This is a genomic window from Streptomyces sp. P5F9 (genome assembly GCF_057961495.1).
Window position 1 is genome coordinate 1 of the sequence record NZ_JBXVPZ010000300.1, and the last position, 12066, is coordinate 12066.

The window sequence follows — 12066 nt, forward strand, 5'->3', positions numbered from 1 at the left end:
GTCTACGCCCGCTGCCCGAACAGTTCCCGCAACACGTCCTCCATGGTGACCAGCCCGGTCAGGCGCCCCTCCTCGTCGAGGACCGCCGCGAGGTGTGTACGGCTGCTGCGCATCGCGGTGAGGACGTCGTCGAGCGGGGTGCTCTCCTTCACGTTGGCGATGGAGCGCATGTCCTCCACCTTGAACGGCTCGTTGCGCGGCGAGGCGTCGAGCGCGTCCTTGACGTGCAGGTAGCCGATGATGCGGCGCTCGCCGTCCACCACGGGGAAGCGGGAGAAACCGGACTCGGCCGACAGCACCTCCAGCTCCGCCGGGGTGATGCCCGCGACCACGTAGTCGACGCGTTCCAGGGGGAGCACGACGTCCCGCACGGGGCGCCTGCCCAGCTCCAGCGCGTCGTTCAGCCGCTCCAGGGCCCGTTCGTCGATGAGCCCCGCCTCGCCCGAGTCCCGCACGATCCGGGCGAGTTCGGCGTCCGAGAAGGATGCCGTGACCTCGTCCTTGACCTCGACCCGCAGCAGCTTGAGCAGGGTGTTGGCGAACGCGTTGATCGTGAAGATCACCGGACGCAGCGCCCGGGACAACGTCACCAGCGGCGGTCCGAGGAGCAGCGCGCTGCGGACCGGCTCGGCCAGGGCGATGTTCTTCGGCACCATCTCGCCCAGCAGCATGTGCAGGTACGTCGCCGCTGCCAGCGCGATCACGAAGGACACCGCGTGGCCCGCGCCCTCCGGTACGCCGACCGCGTGGAACACCGGTTCCAGCAGATGGGCGATCGCCGGTTCCGCGACGATGCCGAGCACCAGGGTGCAGAGCGTGATGCCGAGCTGGGCGGCGGCCATCAGCGCCGACACGTGCTGCAACCCCCACAGCACGCTCTTGGCCCGCCGGTCGCCCTCATCGGCGTGCGGCTCGATCTGGCTGCGGCGCACCGAGATCAGCGCGAACTCGGCGGCCACGAAGAAGGCGTTGACGACCAGCGTCGCCAACCCGATCAGCAGTTGTACGGCAGTCACAGCTCCCCCTTCGCGGAGTCGGAACCGGCGTCGGAACCGCCATCGTCGAGCGGCGCGTGCAGCAGCAGCCGCGCGGCCCTGCGCCCCGACGCGTCCACCACGTCGATCCGCCAACCGGCGACCTCGACGACGTCCCCGACCTCCGGAATCCGCCCCAGCTCATTGGCCACCAGACCGGCCAGCGTCTCGTACGGTCCCTCAGGCGCCCGCAGTCCCACGCGCGCGAGCTGGTCCACACGGGCGGCGCCGTCCGCCGAGTACAGCGTGCGGCCGTCGTCGTCCGTCCCGGCCGGAGCCAGGTCGGGCGTCTCGTGCGGATCGTGCTCGTCCCGCACCTCACCCACGACCTCCTCGACGATGTCCTCCAGGGTCGCGACCCCCGCCGTACCGCCGTATTCGTCGATGACCACGGCCATCGTGCGCTTGCCCGACAGCCGGTCCAGGAGGCGGTCGACGGTCAGGGACTCCGGGACGAGGAGGGGTTCGCGCATCACCTCGGAGAGGGGGAAGCGGGCCCGCCGGTCCGCCGGCACGGCCAGGACGTCCTTGATGTGCACGGTGCCGACGACCTCGTCGAGGTTGCCGCGGAAGACCGGGAACCGGGACAGCCCGGTCGCCCGGGTCGCGTTCGCCACGTCCTCGCAGGTCGCTTGCGCGTCGAGGGCGACGACCTGGACGCGGGGCGTCATCACGTTCTCCGCGGTGAGATCGGCGAGGTTGAGGGTCCGGACGAACAGCTCGGCCGTGTCCGGCTCCAGGGCGCCCTCCCTGGCGGAGTGCCGGGCGAGCGCGGCCAGCTCCTGCGGCCCGCGCGCGGAGGCCAGTTCCTCGGCCGGTTCCAGGCCGAAGGCGCGCACGACATGGTTGGCCGTGTTGTTCAGATGGCTGATGAACGGGCGGAACGCGGCACTGAACCACCGCTGCGCGTTCCCCACCCGCTTCGCCACGCTGAGCGGCGACGAGATCGCCCAGTTCTTCGGCACCAGCTCGCCGACGACCATCAGGAACACCGTCGACAGCGCCGTACCCAGCACCAGCGCGACGGACCTCGACGCCGAGTGGGAGATGCCCAGCGATTCCAGCGGGCCCGCGATCAGCGCGGCGATCGACGGCTCGGAGAGCATGCCGACGACCAGATTGGTGACGGTGATGCCGAGCTGTGCCCCGGAGAGCTGGAACGTCAGATTCCGTACGGCCTTCAGGGCGCCCGCGGCGCCCCGCTCGCCGCGCTCGACCGCGCGCTCCAGCTCGCCGCGCTCGACGGTGGTCAGCGAGAACTCGGCCGCGACGAAGGCACCGCAGAGGAGCGACAGCAGGATCGCCACCAGCAGCAGAAGCACTTCGGTCATCGGGTCACCTCCGTCCCATGATCGGACAGGGCAGGGAGGTTCGCGCGATGTCGCGCGCCGGGACTGGGAGGCTCGCCCATGGGCGGACGCTCACACCTTTCGAGAAGATCCAGAGGTTCGGAGTGGTCCGCCAATAGTAAAGGATGGGCAAAGCGTTCAGGTGGTGAGGTGCTTCACCCAGCGCCGCCACTGTTCCTCGGGTGCGTACCCCGCCGCGCGCCACGCATGCCGGCCGGTCTCGTTGCGCTCCAGCACCATCGCGTCCCCGCGGCGCCCGCCCAGCGTCACGAACCGTTCCTCGGCCGCGGTGAGCAGCGCCGAGCCGATGCCCTGTCGGCGGTGCTCCGGGTGTACGGCCAACCGGTAGAGGTGGCAGCGCCAGCCGTCGAAACCGGCGATCACGGAACCGACGAGCCGCCCGTCGCGTTCCGCGAGGATCAGCGCGTCCGGGTCCCTGGTGATGAGCCGGGCCACGCCGTCACGGTCGTCGCTGATGCTCGTGCCCTCGGCGGCCTCGCGCCAGAAGGCCAGGACGGCGTCGATGTCGGAGAGGGCCGCGCCACGGATATGAAGGTCACTCATGGGGTGAGCCAAGCAGAGGGCGGGCGTGCGGGGCGACCGGGTTTCGCCGGAGTTCCGCCACGACTGGAGCGAATGCCTCCAGGTGCGGTTCCAGCACGGTGAGATAGGAGAACCCGTGCCGGTCGCGCAGCGCCCGCAGCTTCGCGGTGATCTGTTCCAGGGTGCCGATCAGCATGACGGGGAGATCGATGACCTGTTCCAGGGACAGGTCCGGCCGGCGGTCCAGCAGGGGCCTGAGCGCGCTCGCGGGGTCGTCGGTCACCGCCACCTGCTGGATCAGCAGGTTCAGTTCGGCGGGTTCCGTGCGACCGGCCGCGAACTCCCGGTAGCGGGCGACCCGTTGGCCGAACTCAGCGGCGTCGACCGGTGCCAGCCTGCCCGTCGTGCTGCCCGGCTCCAGGCTCGCACCCGTGAAGGCCGCGATGTCCGCGTGCCCGGCGGTCAGGCGCAGCATGCGATCGCCGTTGCCGCCGAGGAGCAGCGGTACCCGGCACTCCGCGGCGTCCAGCAGTCGCTCCAACTCCTGGACCGTGTACCGCAGATGGTCCACCCGTTCGCGGGGCGATCCGAAGGGCAGCCCCGCTGTGTCGTGCTCCGCCTGCACATAGCCGGTACCCAGCCCGAGTTCGAGACGCCCACCCGTCAGGTCGTCGGTCGTGGTCACCTCGCGGGCCAGCAGGGTCGGGTTCCAGAAGCCCGCGTTGAGCACGAACGTGCCCACCCGCGGCCGCTCGGTCGCCTCCGCCGCCGCGACCAGCGCCGGGAACGGCGCGACCATGCCCAGATGGTCGGGGACCAGGATCACGTCGTAGCCGAGTTCCTCGGCCCGTCTGCACTTGGCGCGCCACTCGTCGGCGGGCGCGGACGTGAGCAGACTGACTCCGAAGCGGAACGGGCGCGGCATGAACTCTCCTCCACGGAAGGCGACTTGAGTGTCCACCGCGATTCCATCACTCGTGCGCGATCGCCGCCAGCACGTTCATACGCGACGCGCGCAGCGCCGGCAGCAGTGCCGCCACGATACCGACGACCGCCGAGCCGATCACCACCGCGACGATCGTGGTCCAGGGAATCGCGAGCGCCTTCATGCCCTGGAGGGCCAGGACCTGCTGCGCGCACACGCCCCACACCAGGCCCAGCCCGAGCCCGAGTACCGCGCCGAACACGGCGATCACCACCGACTCCAGCCGGATCATCCGCCGCAGTTGGCGCCGGCCGAGCCCGATCGCGCGGAGCAGGCCGATCTCGCGGGTGCGCTCCACGACCGACAGGGCAAGGGTGTTGACCACGCCGAGCACCGCGATGACGATGGCCAGCCCGAGCAGCGCGTACACGAGATAGAGCAGTACGGCGATCTGGTCGTGGATCAGCTTCTTGTAGTCGGCCTGGTCTCGGACCTGGACCTGCGGATAGGGCTTCAGCGTCGTCTCAAGCGACTTGCGGAGCTGGTCGGCGCCGGTGCCGGAGGAGGCATTCACGTACAGGGAGGAGTCCTGGCCGTTCGGGACGTACTTCTCGACCGTGGCGATCCCGAAGAACAGCCCGCCCTGCGTCCCGAAACCGCCCGAGGAGCCCTGGTCGCTGAGGGCGCCCACCGTCAGCTTCGTGGTGCGGCCGCCCGGGAACTCGACGGGGAGCACGCTGCCGAGCCGTACGCCGTGCTTCTTCGCGAAGTCGACGTCCATGGCGAGGTGTCCGGCGGTGAGTGCCGAACTCGTGCCGCCCTGCGCGTACTTGATGTGGGCGACGTCGTCGAGCGGGGTGTCGTAGCCGGCCGCCGTCGTCTCCACCCGCTTGCCGTCCGGCAGCCGGACCGCGAGGGGCGCGAAGCGGGCCCGTACGACGAGACCTACGCCCTCGGTGGCGCGCACCTGGTCTGTGACCTCCTTGGAGAACGGCAGGAAGTTGCCGTTCTGGATCACGAAGTCGGCGCCCAGGGTCTTGTCGATCTGCTGGTCGAAGGACTTGGACATGGACGCGCTCGCCACCGACATCCCGCCGACCAGCGCGAGCCCCACCATCAGGGCCGCCGCGGTGGCGCCCGTACGGCGCGGATTGCGCAGGGCGTTGCGCTGGCTCATCCGGCCGACGGAGCCGAACAGGGCCGGGAAGGCGCCGCCCAGCACCCGGATCATCGGGCGGACCAGGAGCGGCCCCGCGATCACGGTCGCGACGAGGGTGAGGACGATACCGAGGCCCAGGAGGGAGGAGGACGAGGCCGTGCTCGTCGCGGCGGCACAGCCCGCGAGCGCGGCCACACCGATCGCCCCGACGATCGACCCCACGACCGCACGCACCTTCAACGGCCGCCCCACGCCCGCGACTTCGGCGTCCGCGAGAGCCGCCATCGGGGAGACGGCCGCCGCGCGCCGGGCCGGGAGATACGCGGCGACGAACGTGACACCGACCCCGACGACGTACGCCGCCACCGGAGTCGGCCAACCGACTACCATCTCCGTGGTCTTGAGGTTCATCCCGAACGCGGTCATCAGCTTGATCAGCCCGGCCGCGAGCCCGATCCCGGCCGCCAGACCGAGAGTCGATCCCACCAGCCCGAGCAGCAGCGCCTCGGTGAGCACCGACCGCCGCACCTGCTTCCGGTCCGCGCCCAGGGCGCGCAACAGGCCCAGTTCACGGGTGCGTTGGGCGATCAGCATCGAGAACGTGTTGACGATCAGGAAGACACCGACCAGGACCGCGATCCCCGCGAAGCCGAGCATCACGTACTTGATCACGTCGAGGAAACCGCCCAGATCGGCGGCGGCCGACTTCGCCTGCTCGCCGGCGGTCTTGATGTCGTACGTACCGGAGGAATCGATCGCGGCGGTCACCCGCTGCTTCAGTACGGCGTCGTCGACGCCCTTCGCCGCGTCCACCGAGATGCTCGTGGCGCGGTCGGGCGCGCCCAGCAACTGGTCCTTGGCGGTGGCGGGGTCGAGGAAGACCAGCGCGGCACCCGGGTTGGTGGTGGTGAAGGTGGCGATGCCGACGACCTGGACCTTGAAGCTGCCGGGCTGTGCCTGCACGGTCAGGGTGTCGCCGATCTTCACGTGCTTGTTGTCGGCGGTGTCCGCGTCCAGGAGGGCTTCGGCGGCGCCCTGCGGGGCGTGGCCCGAGGTGAGTTTCACCGGGCTGCGGTCGGTGAGGTACCAGTCGGTGGCGATGGTGGGGGCGCCCGTGGTCGGGCCGACCGACTTGTTCTTGCTGTCGACGACCACGATGTTCTCGACGGACACGTCGGCGTGGGTCGCGGCGACCCCGGCCACCTTCGCCACCTGCCCGGCCAGCGCGGCGGGTACGGTCTCGGTCGCGCCGGTGGGCACCGAGGACTTGAGGTCCTGCTTCGGTTCGACGGTCACGTCGGCGGAGGTGGACGCGAAGAGCCGGTCGAAGGTGCGCGTCACCGTGTCGGAGAAGATCAGACTGCCGGCCACGAACGCCACCGACAGCACGACGGCGAGCGCCGAGAGCAGCAGCCGTCCCTTGTGCGCGAGGAAGCTCCGGAGGGTTGCCTTCAGCACGGGGTCAGTCCTTGTCGAGGGTTACGTCGGGTGCGTCCGCGGAGGGGCCGGGACCGTCGAATTGGCCCCTCGCGAGGTCGAACCGCTTCATGCGTTCCAGCACCCCCTCCGCCGTCGGCCGCTCCATCTCGTCCACGATCCGCCCGTCCCCGAGGAAGATCACCAGGTCGGAGTGGGCGGCGGCGCCCGGATCGTGGGTGACCATGACGACGGTCTGCCCGAGATCGTCGACGGCGTCGCGCAGGAAGCCGAGCACTTCGAGGCCCGCCCGCGAGTCCAGGTTGCCGGTCGGTTCGTCGGCGAAGATCAGCTCGGGGCGGGAGGCGAGCGCCCGAGCACACGCCACGCGCTGCTGCTGGCCCCCGGACAGCTGGGACGGCCGGTGCTTGAGCCGGTCCCGCAGTCCGAGCGTGTCGATGACCTGGTCCAGCCACTTCTGGTCCGGTTTCTGGCCGGCGATGTCCATGGGCAGCGTGATGTTCTCGGCCGCGTTGAGGGTCGGGATGAGGTTGAACGACTGGAACATGAACCCGATCCGGTCCCGGCGCAGCCGCGTCAGCTCGCGGTCCTTCAGCCCCGTGATCTCGGTGTCGCCGAGCCACACCTGGCCGGCCGAGACGGTGTCGAGCCCCGCCAGGCAGTGCATCAGCGTGGACTTCCCGGAGCCCGACGGACCCATCACCGCGGTGAAACGGCCGCGCGCGATGTCCACGTCCACCGAGTCCAGGGCGAGCACGGCCGTCTCGCCCGTGCCGTACGCCTTGGTCAGACCGCGGGCGCGGGCCGCGATCCCGCCGGCCGAGGCCTGGCCTGGAGCGTGCTCCGCAGCAGATGTGGACAAGACAGCCCCCTGGGATTCCCTCGCTCGTCGTCTTCGCTCGCTGTTGTTCCGACGCCTTCGTCGCGGGCCGAGCCTAGTGTGACGCGCCACACACCCGATATCCCCCGTGCGACCGAGGCGGTCTCCACCCCAGGTCGGGCCCCCGATACCGGTGTAAGGGGCACTCTCCACCCGCCGGAGGAGCCCTTGCCGGTGCTAGCAATCCGGCGCTAGCGTCTAGGTATGGCGAAGACCCAGCTGAACGTACGCGTGGACGAGGGCACCGCCCGCGCGGCCCGTGAACGTGCCCTGGCGCGTGGCATGAGCGTCAACCGCTACATAGAAGAACTGGTCAGACAGGACACCGGCGAGGTCGGCCACACCTTCGTCGAGGCCGCGGCCGACTTCATGAAGCAGTACGAGTCCGTCTTCGCCGACGAGTTCGGCGCCGACGGGAAGAGCACCCGCGAAGGTCGCCGCTGATCCCTTGAACAACCTCAGGATCGACCTCGCCTGGCTGCTCATGCTCGCCGAACACAACACACCCGGAGACCCCCAGGTCACCGACTGGGGCGCGCTCGTCGCCGCCGTCGCACGCCACCAGGCCGACATATTCGACGTCCCCGTCTACGACAGCCCGCACGCACGCGCCGCCGCCTTACTCCAACTCCTCATCCATGTCCCCGCGTTGGAGCGCTCCAACGCCCTCTTCGCCTCGGCAGTCGCCTACGCCTACCTCGTCGCCAGCGGCCTGAAGGTCGTCACCTCGCCCGAACAGGTCCGCGATCTGGCCCGGTTGGTCAAGAGCGGTGAGGCGTCGGTCGACGAGATCGCGCACGAGCTGCGCCAGTGGAGCCTGTGATCACTCCTTCGCGGGAGGGCGCCAAGCAGCGCCCAGAACGCAGTACGACGTCGGCAGCGTCGGCCCCTTATCCGGGATCAACACCCGCCGGTACGGCCCGAGTTCGAACCCCGCGTCGCGCAGCGCGGCGACCGGGTCGCGGGCCAGATGGCAGCCGCCGTTCAGCGGCGGCCACAGCGTGCGGTCCAGGGCGCGCTGGGTGAACGCCATCGCCGGTCCGCCGCCCCGGCCGTGCTCGAAGAACCGTACGACTCCACCGGGCCGCAGCACCCGCCGTGCCTCCGCGAGCGCCCGCGGTACGTCGCGCACGCTGCACAGCACCAGGGACAGCACGACCGCGTCGAAGGCCTCGCTCTTGACGGGCAGCTTCTCCGCCGCGCCCGGCACCACGTCGACAGGTACCTCGGCGCGGAGCGCGGACTCCACGGCGAGCTGCCGCAGAGTCCGCTCGGGCTCGATCGCGACGACCTCCGAGACGGCGCTCGGATAGTGCGCGAAGTTCAGGCCGTTCCCGGCCCCGATCTCGATCACCCGCCCGGAGAGCCCCGCGAGCAGCCGGTCCCGCATCCCGGCCAGGCCGAACCGCGACTCGGCGCTCACGCTGAAACGGGCGTAGTAACGGGCGAACAGCGGGTGGTGGACGGCGTCCCGCGGCACTGTGCCGGAGCCTGCGGACCGTAGCGGCATGGTGACCTCCCGGACCGGACCGGGCCGAAGCCGGTCCCTACCGGGATTGTCCCCCCTGCCGCCCTTGACCACCCCCGCAGTCGCCGGGGAAGGAACAGGGCCAGGGTCAGGAGATGAAGTCCCGGACCTGCTCGTACACGCCGTAGTCGTTGTTCATGTCGGTGTGCGAGATGCACCCGACGTCCACATTGGTCGCACCGCTCAGCTCGGCCGAGGTGTCCGGGTTGATCGCCTCGTCGCAGTCCGACCAGTAGGCCGCGTACGACACGCTGCCGGGCGTCTCGTCACCGGAGTTGAGCGCCGTGAGGAACGAACTCCCCGTCTGCATCTCCTTGCAGGACGTGTACAGCCAGCCGCACAGCGAGGCGATGCTCGTCCCGTGGTTCACCCCGGCGACCGACACGAAGTCGTCGACGTACGAGGTCCCGCCGAGGTTCTTGAGGTAGTAGCGGCTGTTGAGCGCACCCATGGAGTGGACCACCAGGTCGACCTTCGAGGCGCCGGTGCTGGAGAGGACGGACTTGATGTAGGTCGACAGCGTCGAAGCCGTCGTGACGTTCGACTTCGTCCAGTCGTACGAGATCGCGTACAGCTCGGAGGACGAGTAGCCGTCCGCCTTGAAGTCCGCGATCCAGTCGTCCCAGCTTGTGGAGTCGCTGCTCAGACCGTGCACGAACACGATCGGGTTGTGGCTCGCCGCGTGAGCGGGCGTCGAGGCCAGGGAGAGTGACAGAAGGAGCGAGGTGGTCACGGCCGACAGGGCCGCGGCGATGCGACGCTTGTGGCGCTGCATGATGCCTCCTGATACGGGTGGGGTTGTCAGGAGTGTCAGCGCGGGTCTACGCGCGCCGCATCGGCGAAATCGCCGGTCTTTACGGGTGAATTAACTCGCCAGTAACGTCAGTTGTGTGCTGACTCCGGTGAACCCCACTTCCCTAGACCGCACTTCGCCCCCGTCGCGCACCGACACCGGGCGAACCCTCGATCCCGCGCTCCCCGAAGGGGTCCGCATCCGCATGCTGCGCGCGGTCCACGGCGATCCGCGCGCGGCTGCCGAACTCCTCCCGCGCCTGACCCCACGCCAGGCCGCGGGCCTCGACCCCCTCCCCACCGAACCGGCGTCCCTGGCACCGGAGTTGCTGACCCAGCACCGCCGGGAGATCCGCGCTCTGCCCGACGACACGCGCCTGCTGTTGCTGCTCGCCGCGGCGGATCAGTACCCGGTCGCCACGCATGCCTTCCTGCGGGCCGTCGCGGCCGGGCGGCTCGACACCAGGCCCCTCGAAGCCGCCGAGACGGCCGGGGTCGCGCACGCGACGGCCGGCGGGGTCGTCTTCCGCGACGCGTGGACGAGGATCGCCGCGTACGAGACCGGGTCACCGGCGGACCGGCGGGACGTCCACCGGTTGCTGGCACGGGTGTTGCGCGCCGAGGGAGAGACACCGCGCCGTTCCTGGCACCGGGGCGCGGGCGCGCTCGGCCCCAGCGTGCGGCTCACCGCGGAACTCCGCACGGCCGCGCAACAGGCACGCGACGCCGGCGAACACCCCCTCGCCTGCGCCCTCGTGGAACGCGCCGCCGCCCTCTCCAGTGACCCGCGTGAACAGTCCCGCCTCCTCGACCGCGCCGCCGGTGACGCCTGGCAGTCCGGCGAGGGCGACCGGGCGCGAAGACTCGCCGCCGCGACGGACAGCGACGCCTTGAACGGGGTGTTCGCGCTGCGGGCGGGCAACGCGGCCGAGGCGTTCGACGCGTTGCTGATCGCGGTGGCGAGGCGGGAGCCGGCGGCCTCCTTGAGCGAGACACCCCGCATCGCCATCGCCGCCGTACCCCGAACTCCCGCCCCCCACCACGCCGTTCACCTCCTCGCCCGGGCCACCGAAGCCGCCGTCTACACCGGGGACCTGAGACGGTGCCGGGAGGCGGCCGCTGTCGCCTCCCGGGTCGGGATCGTGCCGCACGGGACGCTGGGAGGACTGGCCGCCGCGTTCGAGGGGCGGTACGAGGACGCGCGGGATCTGCTCAAGGCCGCCGCCGGAAGGTGCGGGCCCGGAGGCGACCCCACCCTCCTCATCCATGCCGGGATCGCCGCGTTGATGCTCGGTGATCACACCCGTGCCACCACCGCCACCGTGCGGGCGGCGGCCTCGGCGCGGGCGCGGGGCGCGACCGTGGTCGTGGCGCAGGCGATGGAGTTCCGGGCGTACGCCGAGTTCTGGACCGGGCATCCGCGGGCCGCCGAGACGGCCGTGGCGGACGCCCTGTGGCAGGCCCACGCCACCGGGCAGGACAACGGCGCCTGTCATCTGCAGGCCGCGCTCGCCATGTTCGCGGCGCTCACCGGGGACGGCGACGTCTGCCGGGAACGTGCCGCCGCCGCCCGCTCGTACGCCCTCGGCCGCGGGCTGGGGCTGCCCGCCGCCCTCGCCCAGTGGGCCCTCGCCTATCTCGACCTCAGCAGTGGCCGGTTCGCCGCCGCCGCGGCCCGGCTGCGCGCGCTCGCCGGGTTCGGGCCGGGCCACGGGCACCGGGCGATACGACACCTCGCCACCCCGCACTACGTCGAGGCCGCCGTCCGCAGCGGCGACACCCGTATCGCCCGTGCCGCACACGCCGACTACGACCGCTGGGCACGTGCCGTCCGCAGCCCCGACGACCTTGCCCTGAGCGCCCGTTGCCGGGCCCTGCTCGCGCCCGGCGACGAAGCCGTCGAGCACTACCGCATCGCCCTCGACCTGCACGCGCACGGCACCCGTGACTTCGAACGGGCCCGCACCGAGCTGCTGTTCGGCGGTGCGCTGCGCCGACTGCGCCGGCGTACCGAGGCCCGCGACCGGCTGCACACCTCGCTGGAGGCCTTCGAGTCCTTCGGCGCCCCGCACTGCGCCGCCCAGGCCCGCGCCGAACTCCGCGCCCTCGGCACCCCGGTGGCCGCGACCGTCCTCCCCGCACCGGGTGCGCTCGACCCGACCACCCGCCTGACCGCCCAGCAACTGATGGTCGCCCGCATGGCCGCCGACGGCGCCACCAACCGCGAGATCGCCGTCCGCCTCGCCCTCAGCCCCCGCACGATCGACCACCATCTACGCGGCGTCTTCAGCCGGTTGGGCATCCGCTCCCGCATCGAACTCGTGCGGCTGCTGGCCGAAGGGGAGGCGTCCTAGACCGCGCCGTCCGAGCGGGAGTTCCAGGACGGCGGCGCCTCCCGCCCCCCGAACCCCTCCGCGTC

General features: G+C 71.1%; 11 protein-coding genes. 3 read left to right on the top strand and 8 right to left on the bottom strand.

Going from position 1 to position 12066, the window contains the following annotated elements; translation table 11 throughout:
• Positions 1-2: 2 nt before the first annotated feature.
• The 6 genes from AC31A1_RS34850 to AC31A1_RS34875 form a co-directional block, all read right to left on the bottom strand.
• Complete coding sequence (locus AC31A1_RS34850; protein WP_489657145.1) at positions 3-1016, bottom strand: hemolysin family protein; 1014 nt, start codon at positions 1014-1016, stop codon at positions 3-5.
• Positions 1013-2365, bottom strand: a complete 1353-nt coding sequence (locus AC31A1_RS34855) for a hemolysin family protein (protein WP_489657146.1) — start codon at positions 2363-2365, stop codon at positions 1013-1015. The genes AC31A1_RS34850 and AC31A1_RS34855 overlap by 4 nt, the downstream gene beginning before the upstream one ends.
• Positions 2366-2521: 156 nt before the next feature.
• Positions 2522-2947: a GNAT family N-acetyltransferase gene (locus AC31A1_RS34860; protein ID WP_489657147.1), complete on the bottom strand. Its 426-nt coding sequence runs from the start codon at positions 2945-2947 to the stop codon at positions 2522-2524.
• Positions 2940-3851 (bottom strand): LLM class F420-dependent oxidoreductase, encoded by a 912-nt coding sequence (locus AC31A1_RS34865; protein WP_489657148.1) that lies wholly within the window; start codon positions 3849-3851, stop codon positions 2940-2942. Before AC31A1_RS34865 ends, AC31A1_RS34860 begins: the two co-directional genes overlap by 8 nt.
• 46 nt (positions 3852-3897) lie before the next feature.
• Positions 3898-6468 carry an ABC transporter permease gene (locus AC31A1_RS34870; protein WP_489657149.1) on the bottom strand — a complete coding sequence of 857 codons (2571 nt, stop codon included), beginning with the start codon at positions 6466-6468 and terminating at the stop codon, positions 3898-3900.
• Between the two features lie 4 nt (positions 6469-6472).
• The gene (locus tag AC31A1_RS34875) at positions 6473-7309 is read right to left on the bottom strand and encodes an ABC transporter ATP-binding protein (protein ID WP_489657150.1); all 837 of its coding nucleotides are present in this window, start codon (positions 7307-7309) and stop codon (positions 6473-6475) included.
• A 222-nt stretch (positions 7310-7531) separates the two neighbouring features.
• On the opposite strand from AC31A1_RS34875, the gene AC31A1_RS34880 reads away from it, so the two are divergent.
• Both AC31A1_RS34880 and AC31A1_RS34885 read left to right on the top strand, forming a co-directional pair.
• Positions 7532-7771, top strand: a complete 240-nt coding sequence (locus tag AC31A1_RS34880; RefSeq protein ID WP_033278219.1) for a hypothetical protein — start codon at positions 7532-7534, stop codon at positions 7769-7771.
• 4 nt (positions 7772-7775) lie between these two features.
• On the top strand, positions 7776-8150 hold the full coding sequence (locus tag AC31A1_RS34885; RefSeq protein WP_366498982.1) for a fic family toxin-antitoxin system, toxin component: 375 nt from the start codon (positions 7776-7778) through the stop codon (positions 8148-8150).
• Here the strand turns inward: AC31A1_RS34885 and AC31A1_RS34890 are convergent, their stop codons facing one another.
• On the bottom strand, positions 8151-8837 hold the full coding sequence (locus AC31A1_RS34890; protein WP_489657151.1) for a class I SAM-dependent methyltransferase: 687 nt from the start codon (positions 8835-8837) through the stop codon (positions 8151-8153).
• A 106-nt stretch (positions 8838-8943) separates the two neighbouring features.
• Entirely contained in the window at positions 8944-9630 is a 687-nt protein-coding gene (locus tag AC31A1_RS34895; RefSeq protein WP_489657152.1) for an esterase/lipase family protein, read from the bottom strand.
• Positions 9631-9745: 115 nt separating this feature from the next.
• Here AC31A1_RS34895 and AC31A1_RS34900 point away from each other — a divergent pair, with 115 nt between their 5' ends.
• Positions 9746-12001 (top strand): helix-turn-helix transcriptional regulator, encoded by a 2256-nt coding sequence (locus AC31A1_RS34900; protein WP_489657153.1) that lies wholly within the window; start codon positions 9746-9748, stop codon positions 11999-12001.
• The last annotated feature ends 65 nt before the right edge of the window (positions 12002-12066 follow it).

Coding starts and splice junctions, on each gene's coding strand:
- AC31A1_RS34855 (WP_489657146.1), bottom strand. CDS start 2,365: ATGACCGAAGTGCTTCTGCTGCTGGTGGCGATCCTGCTGTCGCTCCTC.
- AC31A1_RS34860 (WP_489657147.1), bottom strand. CDS start 2,947: ATGAGTGACCTTCATATCCGTGGCGCGGCCCTCTCCGACATCGACGCC.
- AC31A1_RS34865 (WP_489657148.1), bottom strand. CDS start 3,851: ATGCCGCGCCCGTTCCGCTTCGGAGTCAGTCTGCTCACGTCCGCGCCC.
- AC31A1_RS34880 (WP_033278219.1), top strand. CDS start 7,532: ATGGCGAAGACCCAGCTGAACGTACGCGTGGACGAGGGCACCGCCCGC.
- AC31A1_RS34890 (WP_489657151.1), bottom strand. CDS start 8,837: ATGCCGCTACGGTCCGCAGGCTCCGGCACAGTGCCGCGGGACGCCGTC.
- AC31A1_RS34895 (WP_489657152.1), bottom strand. CDS start 9,630: ATGCAGCGCCACAAGCGTCGCATCGCCGCGGCCCTGTCGGCCGTGACC.